This is a genomic window from Pantoea dispersa (assembly GCF_014155765.1).
GTDB lineage: Bacteria > Pseudomonadota > Gammaproteobacteria > Enterobacterales > Enterobacteriaceae > Pantoea > Pantoea dispersa.
On record NZ_SCKT01000002.1, the window covers coordinates 241,994 to 261,300 of the forward strand.

General features: G+C 56.4%; 21 protein-coding genes. 11 read left to right on the plus strand and 10 right to left on the minus strand.

Translation table 11 applies throughout. From position 1 onward, the window contains the following. Positions 1-1,080, minus strand: coding sequence for an iron-containing alcohol dehydrogenase family protein (locus tag H7K56_RS07805; RefSeq protein WP_150360025.1), 1,080 nt, complete (start codon positions 1,078-1,080; stop codon positions 1-3). Between the two features lie 252 nt (positions 1,081-1,332). Here H7K56_RS07805 and H7K56_RS07810 point away from each other — a divergent pair, with 252 nt between their 5' ends. The 9 genes from H7K56_RS07810 to H7K56_RS07850 all read left to right on the plus strand — a co-directional run bounded on the left by H7K56_RS07810 (position 1,333) and on the right by H7K56_RS07850 (position 8,687). Next, the gene (locus H7K56_RS07810; RefSeq protein WP_021509027.1) at positions 1,333-1,878 is read left to right on the plus strand and encodes a GNAT family N-acetyltransferase; all 546 of its coding nucleotides are present in this window, start codon (positions 1,333-1,335) and stop codon (positions 1,876-1,878) included. Then, positions 1,875-3,026 (plus strand): amidohydrolase, encoded by a 1,152-nt coding sequence (locus H7K56_RS07815; RefSeq protein WP_150360026.1) that lies wholly within the window; start codon positions 1,875-1,877, stop codon positions 3,024-3,026. Before H7K56_RS07810 ends, H7K56_RS07815 begins: the two co-directional genes overlap by 4 nt. Beyond that, entirely contained in the window at positions 3,023-4,339 is a 1,317-nt protein-coding gene (locus H7K56_RS07820; protein ID WP_150360027.1) for an MmgE/PrpD family protein, read from the plus strand. The genes H7K56_RS07815 and H7K56_RS07820 overlap by 4 nt, the downstream gene beginning before the upstream one ends. 40 nt (positions 4,340-4,379) lie before the next feature. Further along, on the plus strand, positions 4,380-5,084 hold the full coding sequence (locus H7K56_RS07825) for a helix-turn-helix transcriptional regulator (RefSeq protein ID WP_150360028.1): 705 nt from the start codon (positions 4,380-4,382) through the stop codon (positions 5,082-5,084). 117 nt (positions 5,085-5,201) lie between these two features. Then, positions 5,202-5,444 (plus strand): ParD-like family protein, encoded by a 243-nt coding sequence (locus tag H7K56_RS07830; RefSeq protein WP_071813632.1) that lies wholly within the window; start codon positions 5,202-5,204, stop codon positions 5,442-5,444. Beyond that, complete coding sequence (locus tag H7K56_RS07835) at positions 5,407-5,748, plus strand: type II toxin-antitoxin system RelE/ParE family toxin (RefSeq protein ID WP_150360029.1); 342 nt, start codon at positions 5,407-5,409, stop codon at positions 5,746-5,748. Before H7K56_RS07830 ends, H7K56_RS07835 begins: the two co-directional genes overlap by 38 nt. A 72-nt stretch (positions 5,749-5,820) precedes the next feature. Then, positions 5,821-6,204 (plus strand): VOC family protein, encoded by a 384-nt coding sequence (locus tag H7K56_RS07840; protein WP_058759086.1) that lies wholly within the window; start codon positions 5,821-5,823, stop codon positions 6,202-6,204. Between the two features lie 502 nt (positions 6,205-6,706). Then, on the plus strand, positions 6,707-7,858 hold the full coding sequence (locus tag H7K56_RS07845; RefSeq protein ID WP_211368503.1) for an MFS transporter: 1,152 nt from the start codon (positions 6,707-6,709) through the stop codon (positions 7,856-7,858). Positions 7,859-7,892: 34 nt separating this feature from the next. Next, complete coding sequence (locus H7K56_RS07850) at positions 7,893-8,687, plus strand: hypothetical protein (protein ID WP_150360031.1); 795 nt, start codon at positions 7,893-7,895, stop codon at positions 8,685-8,687. A gap of 125 nt (positions 8,688-8,812) precedes the next feature. Here the strand turns inward: H7K56_RS07850 and biuH are convergent, their stop codons facing one another. From biuH to H7K56_RS07875, 5 genes are all read right to left on the minus strand, one after another. Next, positions 8,813-9,520, minus strand: a complete 708-nt coding sequence (gene biuH, locus H7K56_RS07855) for a biuret amidohydrolase (RefSeq protein ID WP_150360032.1) — start codon at positions 9,518-9,520, stop codon at positions 8,813-8,815. Further along, a complete protein-coding gene (locus H7K56_RS07860) occupies positions 9,513-10,823 on the minus strand; it encodes a purine-cytosine permease family protein (protein ID WP_021509019.1) in 1,311 nt (436 codons plus the stop codon). Before H7K56_RS07860 ends, biuH begins: the two co-directional genes overlap by 8 nt. Continuing rightward, complete coding sequence (locus H7K56_RS07865; RefSeq protein WP_150360033.1) at positions 10,816-12,264, minus strand: amidase; 1,449 nt, start codon at positions 12,262-12,264, stop codon at positions 10,816-10,818. The genes H7K56_RS07860 and H7K56_RS07865 overlap by 8 nt, the downstream gene beginning before the upstream one ends. A 253-nt stretch (positions 12,265-12,517) precedes the next feature. Continuing rightward, complete coding sequence (leuE, locus tag H7K56_RS07870; RefSeq protein WP_150360034.1) at positions 12,518-13,156, minus strand: leucine efflux protein LeuE; 639 nt, start codon at positions 13,154-13,156, stop codon at positions 12,518-12,520. Between the two features lie 201 nt (positions 13,157-13,357). Then, positions 13,358-14,239 carry a LysR family transcriptional regulator gene (locus H7K56_RS07875; protein WP_150360035.1) on the minus strand — a complete coding sequence of 294 codons (882 nt, stop codon included), beginning with the start codon at positions 14,237-14,239 and terminating at the stop codon, positions 13,358-13,360. Positions 14,240-14,362: 123 nt separating this feature from the next. Here H7K56_RS07875 and H7K56_RS07880 point away from each other — a divergent pair, with 123 nt between their 5' ends. Continuing rightward, positions 14,363-15,217, plus strand: a complete 855-nt coding sequence (locus H7K56_RS07880) for a Vmh family MBL fold metallo-hydrolase (RefSeq protein WP_150360036.1) — start codon at positions 14,363-14,365, stop codon at positions 15,215-15,217. Between the two features lie 48 nt (positions 15,218-15,265). Here H7K56_RS07880 and H7K56_RS07885 read toward each other — a convergent pair whose 3' ends face one another. Then, complete coding sequence (locus H7K56_RS07885) at positions 15,266-16,246, minus strand: alpha/beta hydrolase (protein WP_375140412.1); 981 nt, start codon at positions 16,244-16,246, stop codon at positions 15,266-15,268. Between the two features lie 342 nt (positions 16,247-16,588). Here H7K56_RS07885 and yddG point away from each other — a divergent pair, with 342 nt between their 5' ends. Then, positions 16,589-17,503: an aromatic amino acid DMT transporter YddG gene (gene yddG / locus H7K56_RS07890; RefSeq protein ID WP_150360038.1), complete on the plus strand. Its 915-nt coding sequence runs from the start codon at positions 16,589-16,591 to the stop codon at positions 17,501-17,503. A 47-nt stretch (positions 17,504-17,550) separates the two neighbouring features. Here the strand turns inward: yddG and H7K56_RS07895 are convergent, their stop codons facing one another. The 3 genes from H7K56_RS07895 to H7K56_RS07905 form a co-directional block, all read right to left on the minus strand. Beyond that, the gene (locus H7K56_RS07895; protein ID WP_150360039.1) at positions 17,551-17,751 is read right to left on the minus strand and encodes a helix-turn-helix domain-containing protein; all 201 of its coding nucleotides are present in this window, start codon (positions 17,749-17,751) and stop codon (positions 17,551-17,553) included. 278 nt (positions 17,752-18,029) lie between these two features. Continuing rightward, positions 18,030-18,665 carry an HNH endonuclease gene (locus H7K56_RS07900; protein ID WP_150360040.1) on the minus strand — a complete coding sequence of 212 codons (636 nt, stop codon included), beginning with the start codon at positions 18,663-18,665 and terminating at the stop codon, positions 18,030-18,032. A 6-nt stretch (positions 18,666-18,671) separates the two neighbouring features. Next, the gene (locus H7K56_RS07905) at positions 18,672-19,307 is read right to left on the minus strand and encodes a hypothetical protein (RefSeq protein ID WP_150360041.1); all 636 of its coding nucleotides are present in this window, start codon (positions 19,305-19,307) and stop codon (positions 18,672-18,674) included.

Genomic DNA, 19,307 nt, shown 5'->3' on the forward strand with positions numbered 1-19,307 from the left:
TCAATAACAATTAAGGGCGTTCTCGGTCGCCAGCAGCGCCTGCTCTAAGGCATCCGCGCTGATGCGGAACGGCAGACGTTCGGCGCTGGCCGCCGGGAATTTGATCTGTTCAGCAATGCTTCTGATGGCTGCGCGACGATCGCCGTGCAGCGGCGCTAAGGTCAGCGGCATATCATATTGCCGCAGCAGCGCCAGCAGCGCGGCGTCCGGCTCACCGTCGTGCTCAATCAGCGACTGCACCAGCAGGCTGTAACCGACTTTTTCACCGTGCAGCCAGTGGTGCAGCTCCGGCTGATGGGTCAGACGGTTATGAATGGCATGGGCAAAGCCTGGCGTTGGCAGCACGTCACGCACGCTGTTGGCCAGGCCGGCCAGCACAATGCTGGCATCGATCACCTTCACCAGTTCCGGCGTCACCTGCTGTTGCTGGTTGGCCAGCACGGCGGCGGCACCGTGCTGGCGATAGACATCCAGCGCGCGCTGCGCGGTCATCACTTTAAGATCGAGGGCGAGATCGTGGGGGTTGTGCCGCAGATAAGGATAGAACTCGTAGTATTTAGCCAGCGCGTCAACGATGCCCGCTTTGAGGTAACGCACATCACTTTGCGCAATCACTTCGCTGTCTACCAGCACCAGTTCAGGCATTTTGCCCAGCGGCTGGCTGCGCACGTGGCCGCCCTGCGCGTCATAAATAATCGCCACCGGCGACCAGGCGGCACAGGTCGCCGCGACGGTGGCGAAATTAACGACGGTGATTTCCGGTAACTGGCTGCCGACCGCTTTAGCCGCATCCAGTACGCGCCCGCCGCCAATTGCCAGCAGCAGTTCAGCCTGCTGCTGTTGCAAATTGCTTTTCAGCGTATCAATGGCCGCGTCGGTGCATTCGCCGTGCAAATACTCGATTTCCCAGCGAATACCACAGGTTTCCAGACTTTGCGTTAATTGCGGATTAACCGCCTGCCAGGCGCGCGGAGAGGTGAAAATACGGATATGCGTAGCATAAGGTTTAATGAATTCACCGGTGCGCGCACGCAGTCCCGGTTCGTGTGCGTAGGCACGCGGAGATTTAATCGCTAACACGTTGTCACCCTGATTAGGAAAAACGCCATAACAAAATTGTTATATTTCAGAGGATTAATGCGAAATAGTTATAGCGCTATGTATTTTATGCATACTACGGTAAATGGCGATTTGTGCAATGAAAAAGCCGCCATTTCATTTTCACAAATTTGCATTAGCTTATCCGGATTTCACATATAGCCCGTCAGCGCTTTACTGCTACTCTGAGCCTTCTTTCTTTATCGCCCGCCGGGCGGTTTTCCGGGGATAGCTATGACACTTGAGTTTCGTCAGGTCACTGAAGACGAAGTGGACACTTATCAGGCGCTGATGCATGCCGCCTATGCGCCCACGCTGGCGCTGGGGATCAAATTTGATGCGGCCACCGCCGACCGCGAAAAGACGCTGCGGCATCTGCAAAGCCACGGCGTGTATGCGCTGTATGCCCAGGGCGTGATGGTCTCCTCGGTCACCGTGCGTTATCCATGGGGCCCGTTGCCGGGTCCGTTCGGCCTGCCGCACATCGGCTGGTTTGGCGCCCACCCGGACTATGCGGGGCAGCAGTTTGGCCGCCAGGTTCAGGATCGCCTGGAGCAGGAAATTTTACGCGGCCAGTTACGCGCACCGGCGGTATCGCTCGGTACCGCCATCAGCCATCCGTGGCTGATTGATATGTATCGCAAGCGCGGTTTTGTGCTCATGCACACCACCGATCTCGGCAAAGGCCACATCACGCAATATATGAAAAAAGTGCTGGATGAAACCGCGCACGATGCCTGGCTGACGCGCCAGGCGGCATCACAAGGAAGCCAGGCATGAGCCAACTGAATGAAACAGCGCTGGGCGAGCAGCTGATCGCCTTTCGCCACGAACTGCACCGTTTTCCGGAACTCTCTAATCAGGAGTTCGAAACCACCGCCCGCCTGCGCCAGCAGCTGGAACAGCACCAGATTCGCATCGTTGATTTGCCACTGAAAACCGGTCTGGTGGCGGAAGTCGGCCCGGCACAGGGACCGCTGATTGTGCTGCGTTCGGATATTGATGCGTTGCCGATTGAAGAGCAGTCGGACGTTGCTTTTCGCTCGGAGCGTCCCGGCGTGATGCACGCCTGCGGCCACGATTTTCACGCTTCCGCTGCACTTGGCGCGGCGATTCTGCTTAAGCAGCAGGAGGCAACGCTGCCCGGCCGCGTGCGGATTCTGTTCCAGGCCGCCGAAGAGACCGGCCAGGGCGCGCCGGATGTCATCGCCACCGGCGCGCTGCAGGAGGCGGTGGCGATTTTCGGCATTCATAACGATCCGTCGCTGCCGCCTGGCGTGGTGGGCAGCAAAGCCGGCGCGCTGACCGCGGCGGTGGATCGCTTCGATATCCGCATCACCGGCACCGGCAGCCATGCCGCCAAACCGCATCAGGGCAACGATCCGATCGTTATCGCGGCGCAGATAGTCTCCGCGGCGCAAACGCTAATTAGCCGTAACGCCCCCTCCGCTGACAACGCAGTGGTGTCGATCACCCAGCTGCACAGCGGCAGCACCTGGAACGTTATTCCGGACAGCGCCTGGCTGGAAGGCACGGTGCGCACCTTCTCTCAGTCCACGCGTGAGCGACTGGAGCAGCGCTTCCGCGAAATCGTGCTCGGCCTTGGTGCGGCTTTTGCCGCAGAGGTTGAGTTTAACTGGCACGCCGGTCCGCCTGCGGTGGTGAATGATGCGCACTGGGCGGATTTTGCCCTGCAACAGGCCACCGCCAGCGGACTTGAGGCGCGCGTGGTAGAAGCCAGCCCGATCGGCGAAGATTTTGCTTTTTATCAGCAACAACTGCCCGGCGCCTTTGTGATGATTGGCACTGGCGAACCTTTTGCGCTGCACCATCCGGCTTTTCGCATCAATGATGCGGTGTTACTGCCCACCTCACGCTACCTCGCGCAGCTCGCCGTGGCGGCGCTGCGCAGTCTGGAGCGGGCATGAACCTGAGCCACGCGCTGGCTGAGCGCATCCTGCAAAGCCAGCCGGATGCGGCGGCACGTGATGCCGCGCGCACTGGCATACAGGATTTTCTCGCCGTGAGCTGGCCGGTGTTACAGCAGCAGGTGCCGGACAGCGGCTTACCGGCGCTGCGACAGGTTTATGGCGACGGCAGCGTACGCTCACAGGCGTTGCTGCTGGGCTATGCCGGCCATGCGCTGGATTACGATGATTTCCATGCCGATTTCCGCGGCCATCCCAGCGTGGCGATTCTGCCCGCGCTGTTTGCCTGGCAGCAGCAGCAGCCCGCCACTGCCGAAGCGTTCCTTGATGCTTATGTCATCGGCGTGGAAGTGGCTGGCCGGCTGGGACTGGCCGCCAGCCAGCAGCACTACGCGCTGGGTTATCACAACACGGCCACGCTGGGTACGCTGGCGGCGGCGGCCGCGCTGGCACGTCTGCTGCGGCTTAATGCAACCGACTGCGCCACGCTGATCGGCATCGCGGCGACCCAGGCCAGCGGACTGCGCGCTCAGTTTGGTTCGGCGGTGAAGCCGCTGCACGCCGGACTGGCGGCAGAGCGTGCAGTGATGGCGGCGCAGCTGACGCTGGCGAAATTCGATGGCCGGCATGAAGGCGTGATCGACGCGTTTCTCGCCGCCAGCAGTAACGGCGAGGCGCAGCCGCAACGGCTGGTGGAAAACTGGGGCGCGCCGTGGCGCATTAGTACCCCCGGTCTGGAGTTCAAACCCTTCCCCACCTGCGCCGGAACTCACAGCGCTGCCGAAGCGGCACGTCTGCTGCGGCGCGCCTGGCTGGCGGAAGGCCACTCGCTGGACTCGCTGCTGGAAAATATTGATGACATCACGGTCGCCTTCCCGCCGGGTGGTGACATCGCGGCGGCGGTTCGCGTGCCGGCTAACGGCATCGAAGCACGCTTTAGCCTGGAGTACGTGATTGCCGCCATGCTGATGTATGACGATTTGCGGCTGGAAGATTTTGCCGAAGGTGCGCTTAATCCGGCGGTGATGCCGCTGGCGGCCAAAGTGCGTCGCACACCGGATGCGTCCGCGCCGCCCGATGCGCTCAACCCGGCGCGGCGTTTTCATCTCGTCACGCTGACGCTGAAAGAGGGTCGTCAGCTGCAGCAGCGCCGCACGCGGCAGCAGTCGCTGGCGGATGGCGTAGATGTGGCGGCCAAACTGCGTCAGGCGCTGCGCCATGAAGTGCCGGCGCGCCAGCAGCAGTTACTGGCTATCAGCGAGCTGCAAAGCACGGCGGATTTGGCTACATTAAGCCAACTGTTGCGCGCCTGAATCCTGGCGGCGCGCGTTCTTCGCTTAAGGCTGGCGTATCATGTCTAAAACTCAGCGGCTTCCTGAACTGCTGCAATTGCTGCGCTGTCATCGCTATCCGCTGACCGCGCAGCGTATCGCCGAACAGCTGCACATCAGCGTGCGCACCGTCTATCGTGACATTCTTAGTTTGCAGCAGCAGGGCGTAGAGATTGAGGGCAGCGCGGGCGTTGGCTATTTGCTGAAATCCGACGGCCATTTGCCGCCGCTGATGTTTTCCCGGCAGGAGATTGATGCGCTGGTGCTTGGGCTCAACTGGGTCACCCGACACACCGACGATGAGCTTAAGTCCGCCGCGCGCCATGCGCTGGCTAAAGTCCAGGCTGTGATTCCGCCGCATCTCACGCAGAGTATCGATCACCAGTCGCTGCTGATCGCCTCCCAGGGCGAAGCCTTGTTCGAAACCCATCTGCCGCAGATTCGCCAGGCAATCCATCAGCGCAGCAAGATCAGCCTTCGCTACAAAGATCTGCAGGATAACCTCTCCACGCGCATCATCTGGCCGGTGGTGATTGGCTACTTTGATCGCGTGCGCCTGCTGTGCGGTTGGTGCGAACTGCGCCAGGAGTTCCGCAATTTCCGCGTCGACCGCATTGAAGCGATCAGCGTCAGCAGCGAACTCTATCCCGGCACGCGTCATCAGTTGCTGAAACGCTGGCGGGATTATCACCATTTACGTCACCCGGTGGACAGCGCGACGCGCTAGCGACATAAAGTTGCCATAAGCGACAAAATGTCGCATACTTAGCCACGTGCAGCAGTAATCGAAACTCAACATTACAACAGTCAGTCCATCACCGCTTTCATCCGCGAGGTAATATTCATGGCCACAAGTATTCGTTTAGACGATGACTTCGTGAGCGACGTAAAAATTCACGCTGAAGCCGCCAGCCGCAGCATTCCAAAGCAGATTGAGCATTGGGCGAAGATCGGCCGGATTGCTGAGGATAATCCGGACTTACCGTATAGCTTCATCGCTGAAGTATTGATCGCCCAGGCTGAAGTCGATAATCAGAAGGTTTCGCCGTATGTCCGCCGAACACCCCGATCCAAAACCACAAAATAGCATCGAGGTTTTTCAAACACGCCGCTTTGAAAAAACGCTCGATAAATTGCCCGATACACAGCGTGCCATCGTCGAGGATGAGATCGACAGGATTGTTGACGCGCCTGAGATCGGTGAGCTTAAAAAAGGTGACTTAAACTTTTTACGCGTGCACAAATTTCAGCTGAATAACCGCCTGACGCTGTTGGGCTATAGCTGGGTGGAAAATAAACTGGAACTTTATCTGCTGGATATCGGACCCGATGAAAATTTCTATCAGGAACAGAAAAAGCACCGTAAAGCCGATCTGAAAATTATCAGTTAACCCATCGACTCCTGACAAAATCTGTCACAGCCTCCCCCTACTATGCAGCGGTAAACACACAAGGAGATCACCATGCTTACCGCTAACATGACCATTATTTATGTGCCCAACGTCGTGAAAAGTGCTGACTTTTATGCCGCGCTGTTCGACATCAAACCCGCAGAACTCAGCCCAACCTTTGCCATGTTTGTGTTTGAGAGCGGCTTTAAACTGGGTATCTGGTCGCAGTATACCGTTGAACCCGCACTCTCCCTGCCCGCCAGTGCGGCGCGTAGCGAAATTGTGTTTAAAACCGCGCGCAAAGACGATGTCGATTTTCTTTATCACGAATGGGGCGTGCTGCGCGAAATCACCATCATTCAGTCACCGGTGCGCATGGACTTTGGCTACACCTTTACCGCGCTGGACCCGGACGGGCACCGCCTGCGTGTCTGCTATTTACAGCTGGATGAGTAAGTGAAGAGACCTGGCGCTGACGGTTGCAGGTTGTTAAATGTGCTGAGCAATCATTAACTATATTTATATTATTAATTGCCGGTTAATGACATCTACGCTGCTGTTAAGTTAAGCAACGTGCAGGTAATCCATCCTGGTAGATAGCGGTGCGATTTATCGTGCAATAAATTGCACCGCTACACAGTGCACGCAATGCTTGTATCGACCCAGTTAAATTTATATATATTTCAGCGCATTGAAATAAGATTGTCATTATTTACTTTATCCGTCATTACCGTTCCCATCCCACATCGCGCTTTTTTAAAATGCCTTCCGTATATGTAATAAATAAACTCTACTGAATACAGCCACCTGAACACGCTACGTCATTTCCAGGACAAGTCTTGTTACTGTTAAATATTAATTACGTTTTTATGGGCCTCCGCACGGGCTGCTGTATACCTGTAGCCCGACCATGGATAAGGCCAGGCAATGAAACGCCGTACTACACCGGGATGTGATGATGACCAGTAATCTGCTTAACCTGCGCCAGCAGCGCGCGACGCGCACGCTATTTTTTATCGCCGGACTGGGCATGGCCGCCTGGGCGCCGCTTATTCCTTTCGCCAAAGCGCAGCTGGCGATCAATGACGGCATGCTGGGGCTGCTGCTGTTCTGTATCGCCGCAGGCTCCATGTCAGTCATGCCCTTTACCGGCGCGCTGATTGCCCGCTTTGGCTGTCGCACGCTGCTGCTGCTGTGCGGTGCCGGACTGGCACTGGATCTGCCGCTGCTAATGCTGCTGTCCTCACCACTGCCGATGGCGGGCGCGCTGTTGCTCTTCGGCGCGATCAACGGACTGATGGATGTCAGCATGAATTATCAGGCGGTGATCGTGGAGCGTGAGGCCGGGGCCAGCAAGATGTCAGGCTTTCACGGTTTTTACAGTCTTGGCAGCATTGCTGGCGCTGGCGCGGTGAGTCTGCTGCTGTGGCTGCAGGTTGCGCCCCTGCTGGCGCTACTGCCGCTGTGTGCGTTGATTTTATTGCTGCTGCTGATGAGCCATACCGCCCTGTTGCCCCGTCGCCGCACGGATGCAAAACCAACGCGCGGTACGCTGCGCGCCCTGACGCACCGTAACGTGGTGCTGATTGCCCTGCTGTGTTTCCTGCTGTTCCTCACCGAAGGCGCCATGCTCGACTGGTCAGCGGTGTTTATGAACAGTGAACGCGCCATGTCGATGCAACTGGCCGGTTTCAGCTTCACGCTGTACGCCACGGCTGTCGCCACGCTGCGCCTGTTTGGCGATCGGCTGATTAATCACTATGGCAGTCGCCGCGTGCTCACCTTGGGCGGTCTCGTCGCCAGCGGAGGGCTGGCATTAGCGATTTTCTCCGTCTGGCTGTGGAGTGCCCTGCTCGGCTTTGTGCTGTTGGGTATCGGTCTGGCCAATATCGTGCCGATTTTATTCAACGCGGCGGGTAACCAGCGCACTGTCGCCGCGCATTACGCCATACCGGCCGTCACGCTGTGCGGTTACTCCGGGCTACTGCTGGGCCCGGCGCTGATTGGCTTTAGCGCCCAGCTTACGTCCCTGACAACCACGCTCAGCGCCGGCATCGTGATGTTGCTGCTGGTGACTTTCGCGGCGCGTTTCGCTCTGACAGCGAAGTAGCGCCTCTGCCCTGTCATATTCACAAGGAGTTTCTATGACAACCTCAACGCAACCGGTGTTCAGCCTGCACTACGTCGGGCTCAATCTGAAGAAAGGCGTTAATGCCGCGACCTTCGAAGCCTTTCTCAAGGCGCGCGGCACGCAGATTCCTGCTTATCCGGGCTGGCAATGGTCGCTGTTAAAAGGCCTGCGCGGCGAACGCCAGGAACAATACCTGATGCTGTATCAGGCTCCCAGCCAGGCAGAATATGACCGCTATATCACACCGGCTGGCGAACTCACGGCTGAGGCCATCGCCTTCTGGCAACAACGGCCCGAGGCGTGCGCGCTGCTTGAGGAGTGGAAAAACTTTGCCACCTACGGGGAGTTACCGACACTCTTCTCCACCTTCTCGCTGCTGGCAGAAAACCGCCACAGTTCACTGCCGCCCGGCCCGAACTTTCAGCCCGATGCTCAACCTGCGGTGGCACGCGTGGTCGGTTTTCATCATCTGGCGCTCCGCGCGGGCGTGACGGCTGCCGACTTCGATCGCTTTATGAATGAGAACGTCGCGCGCATTGATGACTATCCTGGCTGGAAGTTTCACATGCTGAAGGGCACCGGCGGTAATCGAAGTGAGCAATATGCGGTGATGCTGGTGATCGAGAGCCTCGACTCGCTCAACAGCTTCCATCCGGCGATGGACGTCTCAACCGAAAAATCGCTGACGTTTGTGAAAAACCATCAGGAGAGCGAGCGTATGTATGATGAATGGCGCACCATGGCCTCGTTCTCCGGCGCACCGCAAATGTATACCGACTATCTGACGATTGCCGGCAACGTTGGCTGAGGTTGGCCATGACCGGCGGAGGCCGGTCAGACTGCATCATCACGCCCGCGCAGGGTTGGTGTGCGGTTATGGCTGACCCGGCACCTCAACGCCTGGCCAGCCCGCCGTTCGCGTCCGTTGCCGGATTAGCTCACGCGCGCCGCTGCCGGGCTGTTCAGCGCGGCCAGCAGCGTTGCCGAGTCCGCCACTGCGCCGAATATACCGCCCTGCATATGAATCATGCTGAGCGCCGCCTCATGATGCTTCAACTCCGTCGCCGCGCAGCAGTCGCTCAGCACCAGACATTCAAAACCGCGATCGTTGGCTTCGCGCAGTGTGGTATGCACGCAAACGTCGGTGGTGATGCCGCTGATGATTAAGTTGCGGATACCGCGACTGTGCAGAATCAGCTCAAGGTCGGTGGCGTAAAAAGAGCCTTTGCCGGGTTTATCAATAATCACTTCATCCGGTAGCGGCGCCAGCTCGGGAATGATTTCCCAGCCTGGCTCACCGCGCACCAGAATGCGGCCACAGGGCCCTGGTGCACCAATCTCCGCCTGCATCCGCCGCGATCGCCAGCGCTTGTTGGCCGGCAGATCGCTCAGGTCCGGACGATGGCCTTCACGGGTATGGATGATCGGGAAGCCGGAGTCGCGCATGCGCGCTAACACCTGCTGCAGCGGTTTGATGGGGGCACGCGTCAGGGAGATATCGTAACCCATAGTGTCAACATAGCCGCCCTTGCCGCAGAAGTCGGTTTGCATATCAATCACCAGCAGCGCGGTGTTTTGCACCGTGCAGTTGCCGTCAAACGGCCACGGATAGGGGGTTGAATCAACGATATAATCAGGCATTGCTTTTCTCCATTACCGCCGTGCTGCTTTCCGGTTTCCATTTCACGATCAGCGTATAGCTCAGTGCCGCGGTGACCAGGCCGATAACCGCTTCACCAAACTGCGGGAATTCGAGGTGGGCCATCACCGCACAGAGACTACCAATGGCCCAGGCGGCGAACGCACTGCCGCGCAGGCGCCGGGTTTGACGCTGTTCGCTGATTTTTGCCATAAAGATCAGATCAACAATCATCACTGCGCCAAAAGGCGGCACCACCATGCCGAGCAGGCTGAGCCATTCGAGGAACCAGGACCACACGCCGGCCAGCGCCAGCACGCCACCGATGGCCCCGAGGATCAGCGTCCACAGGCGCATTTTGCTGCTGAACAGATGGCTGAAACCGACCGCGCCGTTATACAGGCAGTGCGTGCACACCGAACCGAGGTTGATGAACACAAACAGAAAGGCAATGACGGAGAGCAGCATGCCGTGCCCCATCAGCAGCGGCAGGAAGTTACCGCCGTTACTGAGCGGATCGACCGCCGCGCCGACGGCGACAATCACCACGCCAAACAGATAGGAAATCACATTCGCCAGCGGGAACGCGGAAAACGCGGCGATCACCGCTGATTTGCCGTCCTTCGACCAGCGGGTGAAATCCGCTGTCATGGTGCCGGAATCCGCAAAGCCGGCAATCACCATGGTAACCGCCGTGCCCATGCTCATGGCACCAGCGGCTGCCGGACTGCCCTGCCACTGGGTCAGCGTGGTGAAATCATGATCCTTGCTCACCAGCCACAGCGCAACCAGCCCCAGCACCACAAACAGCGGAGCGGCAATCATTCCCAGCACCGAAAGCGCCCGCACCCCGAGAAAGGTGACGCCGGTATACAGCACCATGGCAAACGCGGTGACCGCCAGCGCATTCCAGCCAAAAGTCTGGTTGATCACCGTCCCGGTCAGGCCGGTCTGGAAGGCGTACCAGCCTATCACCACGGTAGAAAGAAAGCCGGACACCAGAATATAGCCTTTGGTGCCGAAAGTCCGCTTCGCCTGCAGCGCGAAGTTCATACCGGTATGTCCGGCGAACCAGCTAAGTGCGCCGACATAGGCAAACAGCACCAGGTTACCCAGCAAAATCGCCAGCAGTGCCGGCCAGAAGCCAAGATGCCAGGTGATAATGCCGCCGAACAGCGCATTGGTGAGGATCATCGGAAAGCCAAACCACACCGCCGACACCGAACCCGTCGAGTGGCGATGGCTAAGCGGCACCGGCTCATGCTCGAACTCCTGCTCCAGCGCAGGGGAAGATTTGTTACTCATGGAGAACTCCAATAGCAGCAGGATAGTGATGATTCCATGGTTGGATGCGCTCAAAAGCGGCACTGGCCGCCAGCACCAGGCCATCGTCCAGATGACGACCCACAATTTGCATACCGATCGGCAGACCACTGGCCGTGAAGCCGGCAGGCACCGAGGCGGCAGGCTGACCGGTAAAATTGAACGGGAAGCAGAACGACAGCCAGTGATCGCTGCGCACCAGGCGGCCATCAATGACTTCCGGGCCCTGCATGTGCAGCGCAAACGGCGGTACCGCCAGCGTCGGCGACAGCAGCAGATCGTAGCGCTGCATAAAGCGCCACAGCTGATTGCAGAGCTTTTTGCGCCTGGTATTGGGGTCGGTGAAATGCTCCGCGCGCCAGTCGCGCTGCAGCATGGCACTCAGGTGCGGTGACATCGCAGCACCCAGCTCGCTCTGCATCTGGCGCATGCCGCTCAGATCGCTTTCGAACGCCACCAGCGCAGCAAAGCTGGCGCTTTCGTCAGCGATGCCGGGATCCACCTCTTCCAGCTCTGCGCCCAGCGCTGCAGCGAAACGACGCGCGGCCGCGGTGACCACGGCGCGCACTTCCGCATCGACGGCGATATAGCCAAAGTCGGCGCTGAACGCGATGCGCAACCCCTGCAGTGGCCGATCCAGACTGGCCAGCCAGTCAACATCGCTGCATGGAATGGAGTGCCGGTCGCGCATGTCCGGACCGGCCATCACCGACATCATCAGCGCGCTGTCGCGCACGCTACGCGTCATCGGACCGATATGTTCAAGCGATTCCCAGCTGGAAACGCCAGGATAACGCTCATCGCGGCAGCCCGGCCACAGCGGTACCCGCCCCATCGAGGCCTTGAGTCCATAGACACCGCAATGAGCTGCCGGAATTCGTACCGATCCTCCGCCATCACTGCCGAGCGCAATCGGACACAGCCGCGCCGCCAGCGCCGCGCCGGAACCCGCGCTCGATCCACCCGGCGTTTTGCTCACATCCCAGGGATTACGCGGTGAGGGAAACAGGGGATTATGGCCGACACCGCTGTAGCCAAATTCCGGCGCGGTGGTTTTGCCCAGCAGGATGGCATCCGCCGCCAGCAGGCGCTCAACGGTGATGTCATCTTCTTCGGGAATAAAATCGGCGTAGGCGGCCGATCCTGACGTGGTTCGCACACCGGCGGTACAGATCAAATCTTTTACCGCCAGCGGCACGCCCGCCAGTGCGCCCAGCGGCTCGCCGCGCGCACGACGGCGGTCGATCTGCTCTGCCTGTGCCAGCGCCCGCTCCGGCGTTAGCGTACAAAACGCCTGAATCAGCGGCTCACGCTGTTCCAGGCGATCCAGCGTCGCCTGGGTTAACTCGCGCGCGGAAACCTCGCCGTCGCGCACCCGCGCCGCCAGCTGGGTGGCATCTTCATCCAGCAGTGCATCAAACATGATCGTTCTCCCGGGTTAGTTGGCTACCGGGAGGAGTGCAGTTTGCGTGCCAGAATAGTGTGGTGTGCGCGGCCGTTATGCACCGGGCCAGATGGGATACGGTCTGGGATACAAGATGGAATACTTATGGATGCGGCAGTCATACGGATGCAGGCAATACGCACAAACTGTGCGCACCGCTGCATCATGGCGTTGCCATTTTAGGGTGCAGCCGGCGGAGGCGGCGTTGCTGCCGTGGCGTGCGTCAGAAGGGTTAGCTTTGCGCGCTGACTAACCGCACGGCGAAGCCAAAAAACAGCATGCCGGTCAGCATGTTCGCCAGCTTAACCAGGCGGGTGCGGCTGCGCAGATAGCGCACCATCACCGCGCCAGCCACCAGCAACAGGGAATAGTAGCTGAAACTGATCACCTGGATCAGCGCACCCAGGGTGGCAAACGCCGGCGCGGTATGGGTTACGCGCGGATCGATAAACTGAATGAAGAACGAAACGTAAAACAGAATCGCCTTGGGATTGGTTACGCCAAGCAGCAGCGCACGCAGGAAATAGTTTTCCTGTTTTACCGCTTCAGCCGGTTGATCGCCGCTGCGTTTGCGCAGCGCGCCGATGATAATCTTCACGCCGAGATACAGCAGGAACATGGCGCCAAGATAACGCACCACCATAAAAATATGCGGACTGGTACGGATCAGCGTCGCGACGCCCGCCCAGGCGAGAAAAATCAAAATCAAATCGCCCGCCATCACCCCGGCTATCGCCTGACAGGCCGTCTTTGCCCCACGACTCATCCCGGTGCGCAGCACATACAGGCTGTTGGGTCCGGGTAATAGAATGATCACCAGCGCGCCCGCCAGGAAAGTCCAGAGATTGATGATGCCTAAATCGTGAAACATTACGGTGCTACCCCATGCCGTTAAGCAGGTAAAAATGAGTGAAAGTGGAACCCGGCGCGCTGCTCAACTGCCGCGGCGCGGCGCATAGTAGCAGTTGTGCAGTGGATTTGTCGCTTCACGCCACGGTTCAGGTGGTCGAAACGCTGTTACGTAACACATACAGCGCGTGACAGGCACCAGTGACGTTGTCACAGTGATGATTCAGAGGTTTCGCAACTGCTGCATCACCGCATCCAGAAATACCCGTAATACCGCAGGCTGGCGTTCGCGCGACATATACAGGCCATAAATGCCTAAGGTGCGCGGTTGAAAGCCGGGCAGTACGCAACGTAACTGACCGCTGGCCAGCGCAGCCTGCGCCTCCATTACCGGCACCATGGCAACACCACAGCCGGCGATAGCGGCATCACATAACACGGATGAAATACCGGCGCTGAAATTGCCGCTCACCACCACGGAAACCGCCTCGCCTTGCGCATCGTGAAACTGCCAGCGCTGCCCGGCAAAGCGGCTGTAGTGCAGGCAATTATGTTGAGCCAGATCCGCTGGCGTCTGCGGTTCGCCCTGCTGCGTTAAATAGGCCGGCGCGGCGCAGACTACCGAGGCACATTCACCCAGCCTGCGGGCAATCGCGCCGGGCTCCGGGTCGTCGGTAATGCGAATAGCCACATCGATGCGCTCACCCACCAGGCTGACCGGCTGATTATTGATCTCCAGCTCAATACGTACCGCCGGGTAACGCGCGAGGAACGCCGGAATTATCGGTCCAAGAATGTGGGTGGCGGTTGAATGTGCACAGGCCACGCGCAACGTGCCCTGCGGTTTGCCCTCATCGCCCTGCTGTTCAATCTCGTCGGCCAGCCGGGCCAGCGCGCGTGTCTTATGCAAAATCTGCTCACCCGCCGGGGTAATGGTCAGCCGCCGTGAAGAACGGTGCAGCAGGCGTGCGCCCGCCCACTTCTCCATTTCATCAAGATAGCGACTGACCATCGGGCGCGAAATATCCAGCGCGCGCGCCGCCGCGCTCAGGCTTCCCAGTTCACAAATCCGGTTAAACACCCGCGTTGCCGTCACTCTGTCCATGCAGGCTCCATCTGATCGTTTTATGCAACTGATCATATCTGATTGCGGGAATTCTGCCAGCTGGCGATTTGCTTACAATAGCGTCTTTCAGTGACGGCACGTTGCCGTAAAAAGGAAGATGCCATGAAGATGAAATCACTCGCGCTGCTGGTCACCCTAGCCGCCGCGCCGGCTTTTGCCGCCCCGTTGCAGTTAGACGTGTATAACCCACAGGAACAGGGAATTTTTCCGGTCTCGTCGACGCTGGTCTCCGGTCCGCATGAAGCGATTCTGTTTGATGCGCAGTTCAGCCCCAAAGATGGCGAGAAGCTGGTGGAACTGATTAAAGCGCGCGGCAAGCAGCTGACTCACATCGTGATCACCTCGGGCGATCCGGATTTCTACTTCGGTCTTGAGCCGCTGGTGCAGGCGTTCCCGCAGGCCAAAATTGTCGCCTCGCCGCTGGTAGTGGAACATATCGAAGCGACCAAAGATGCCAAGCTGCAGTACTGGGGACCGCAGATGAACGGCGCTGCGCCGCACCAGCTGTATGTGCCGCAGATTACCCACCAGACGCGGTTTAGCGTCGATGGTGAGCGCATCGAGCTGCGCCACGCGGCAGAAAAATCAGCCTACGTGTGGATTCCCTCCAGTAAGGCAATACTCGGTGGCACAGTGGTGGATTCCGGCATTCACGTCTGGACCGCGGACACCCAGACCGCAGTCAGCCGCGCAGAGTGGCGTCAGGTATTGCGAGAAATGCAGCAGTTGAAGCCGCAGGTGGTGATTCCCGGCCACTATCTGGGTGCGCGTCCGGCGGGCGATAAGGCGGTCACCTTTACGCTGGATTATCTGCAAAGTTTTGAGCGGGCGCTGCAACAGCACAAAGGCTCCGCGGCGGTGATTCAGGCGATGAAACAGGCGTGGCCAACCTTAGCGGATGTCAGCTCGCTGGAGCTGAGCGCGAAGGTGAATACCGGTGAGATGAAGTGGAAGTGACGCGAGGATAAATAAACGGGCCAGACGCGACCGCGCCTGGCCTGAAGCTTACTGCAGATGGGTTTTCAGCTCTTCCGCCGCCTGGCGAATCGCAGTGCGGACTGCCGGCACCTCGCTCAGCGGATTGAGCAGGCCGTAGTCATGAATCAGACCGTTATAGCGCGTCACGGTGACATCCACACCGGCGGCATCCAGTTTGCGACCAAAGGCTTCACCCTCATCACGCAGCACATCCAGTTCTGCCGTCTGAATCAGCGTTGGCGGTAAGCCCTGCAGCTGCTCTTTTGTGGCGCGCAGCGGCGAAGCGAGAATATTGCCGCGCTCGCTCTGTTTGGTGGTGTAGGCGTCCCAGAACCATTTCATCATGTTACGCGACAGGAAATATCCGTTGGCAAACTGGTGATACGAAGCGGTATCAAAGCGCGCATCGGTTACCGGCCACAGCATGATGTCATAACGAATCGCAGGCGTTTGCTGCTGTTTAGCCTGCAGCGCGACCGCCGCCACCATGTTACCGCCGACGCTGTTACCAACCAGCGCCAGGCGCTTGCCATCGACACCAATTTCACTACCGTGTTCCGCCACCCAGCGTGTCGCCGCATAAGCCTGATTGATGGCCAGCGGATAATGCGCTTCGGGTGACGGCGTATAGTTCACAAACACAGCCGCAGCGCCAGATTCCACCACCAGATCGCGCACCAGACGTTCGTGGGTCGGGAAATCACCGAGGATCCAGCCGCCGCCGTGGAAGAACATAAATACCGGCAGCGTACCCTGTGCACCCTGCGGTTTTACGATATTCAGCTTAATGGGCTGGCCGTTTACCTGAATGGTTTTTTCAGTGACGTCGGCCGGCGGCAGCGTTACGCCCTTCTGCGCATCAATCAGGACCTGGCGCGCCGCCTGCGGTGACAGTTGCTCAATCGGTTTGCCGCCGCTGCTGTTCAGCGCCTGTAAAAACTGCTGCACGTGACGTTCAGGTTGTGGTGCGTCAGCAAAGCTATTAACAGATGCAGTAGCCATCGCCATGGCAAGCAGAGAGTGTTGTAATTTCATGGTGTTACTCCTTTAATATTTTTTGCGATTATATCGCACGCTATTTAAATGATAATGACTTGATGGTCGTGTTCTGAACTGAGATTGAATTTATATAGTGCGCTATTTAATAGCAAGATATTTTTTAGCGAAGATTTACATCACTACTCTATTACACTGATTTTAATCAGAATATTTTTCCAAATTTTTGCCTGCAGACGGGTGCGCTTTCCGGCCAGTCACATCGGCAACCTGCAGATTCATCTTGTCTGCGTCCCCGCCAGCCGCCACACTGGCGAGCACGCCGCGATTTTTCACACATTGAGGTAACGGGTAATGCCGCAGAGTAAAGCTACCCTGACTGGTCTGCTGGCCATTCTGCTGTGGAGCACGATTGTAGGATTAATAAAAAGCGTCAGTGAAAGTTTCGGTCCGGTAACCGGTGCCGCGCTGATTTATAGCGCCAGCGCCCTGCTGTTACTGCTCACCGTGGGTTTTCCTGACCTGCGCCAGTTTCCCCGACGCTATTTGCTGATCGGCAGCCTGCTGTTTGTCTGCTATGAGCTCTGCCTGTCGCTGTCGCTGGGTTTTACTCATAGCGGCCATCAGGCGATTGAAGTCGGCATGGTTAATTACCTGTGGCCGGCGATGACTATCGTTTTAACGGTGATGGTTAACCGGCAAAAGACCAGCCCGTTGATTATTCCCGGCCTCCTGCTGGCCGTCGCCGGTATTTGTCGGGTACTGAGCGGCGATCGGGGATTTTCACTGGGCGAAATGATCGACAACGTGATGGATAATCCGCTCAGTTATGGTCTGGCATTGGGCGGTGCGATGATTTGGGCGGTTTATTGTGTGGTGACAAAAAATAGCGCTAAAGGCAGTAACGGCATCACGCTGTTTTTCATCTTAACTGCGCTGACGCTGTGGCTGAAATCGCTGCTATCACCGCAGCCACCCGTGGTGTTTTCGCTGCAGGCGTGCATCAGCCTGGCACTGGCAGCGATGGCGATGGGGCTTGGCTATGCGGCGTGGAACGTCGGTATTCTGCACGGCAATGTCACGCTGTTAGCCGCAGCCTCCTACTTTATCCCTATCATTTCATCGCTGATAGCCGCTTTTATCCTTGACTCCAGCCTGACCTTCTCCTTCTGGCAAGGCACGGCGATGGTTTGTCTCGGTTCGCTGCTCTGCTGGTGGTCAACGCGCGGGACTGCAACGCATAAGCTGGAAAGCAACACGCTGGAATAAGCGGCTGGATGGCGCAGCCGGGCGAGAATGCAGACAGTGGGGCACACTCAGCGCGGCGGCGGGAACATTTTGCGATACAGCGACGGCGTCATGCCGGTCACTTTGACAAACGCGCGGCGCATCACATCGGCACTGTGATAACCGCAGGCCGCCGGGATCGCTTTGAGCGGCAGCTCACCGGCATCCAGCAAAGCCCGCGCGTGGCTGATGCGTGCCTGCTCCAGCCATGCGCCAGGCTGGATCTGCATCTCCTGCTTAGGATTTTTTAAAGATGAAAGATATTCCTCACGGTTACCTTGAAAGAAGATATATAAGTAATCAAATGTCTTTTATTATTAGAATTTAGATAATTTTATGCAAAAAAAAATAATTATTTATATGAAACATAGCATTGATCTCGTCTAGTCGAAAAAAATCTTAACTACAAAGCGTCATTAAACTAGCCCACCTAAGCTCAGCCATGCTCTCTATATAAGAGCAGCATAACTGAGCTTTTGATTATTATGTATTTTACAGTGATAAATATTCAAGGCAATGCAATCTTAGCATACTCCTCTTTAATAACGCTCAAGGCATCTCTTATCTTTAAAGCATCTTCTTTCGATACCTCGCCTGAAATCAACCCATCAATCAAATCATCAGAAATTTTGCTTATTTTCGCATTTAGCTCTGCTTTTTGCATTGTTAAGATCCTTCGACGTCTAACTTGTATCCTACTTAGTCTGTTCAAGCGAAGAAGTGCAATGAAATATGGAGCCGGCCCTCTTAATGGAGTAATTTCACCATCAATTTCAATTTTAACATAGGTATTTAACTCCTCAATGAAAGGATCTACAAAACCGTCTTTACCGTTATGTGAAGGTTTATTTAGTTCTTTTTCACATGGCCAATGACAAGATTTTAATCTATTACATTTCGGGCAAGTTAATACAAGATTTCTGGGATTAGAGGATAATTGAGAAAAGTGCTTTTGAGGCCTAAAATGGTCAAGATGCATCCCCTCAAAAGCATGTTCATTTAATAGTACATCGCAATATACACAGCGATTCAAACAATCGGTTTCGATTATCTGCCTATAATGGGAATAATGATAAAATGATTCTTCGTCTTCTTCATCTTTTAAATCATATTTATCTTGCCTGCTTAACTTTGGATAAAACATGTTATCTCACCCCAGCTTTTTTATTAGTGCATCGATTTTTTTTAATTTCATCTCTTGTTCATCAAGATCTTTTTTTAACAACTCTGCCATTTCAGTTTCTTGTAAACTGATAACTTTATCCTTGAGAAAATTCAGCTGCTTAAATTCATCTTGCTCTGTCTCAGTTAAAGATGTCTCAAGTGATTTCGAAAGTAGATAATCAAGTCTCTCAGCTCTATCACTAACAATGTCAGAATATATATTCTGATGCCGCCTTAGCCGTGCAGATATTGCGGTGGTGGCTTGGTCATTATCAATATCAGTTTTACTGATTATATATTCTACTTCACTAGGCCCTGAATTAGAAAAATCTTCTGAGGCTGAAGTCAATATATAAATTGGAATTTTAGTATCTAACTCTCTTACAGCTATAGCTAGTTCTTGGCCTAAGTAACCGGCTTTACCAGTCTCTTTCAACTTTTCATCAAACACAAAGGCGACAACATTCGTTATTGATATTATTTTATTTAACATGTCTGCAATATCAGATTCAATATCAGGCGTACCAATATTGAAGTCAGAACCAAACCAAAGCTCTAAGAAACGCTTATAAGTATCTCGTGCATCAATATCATCATCAACATAGATAACTGTTTTTGTCAT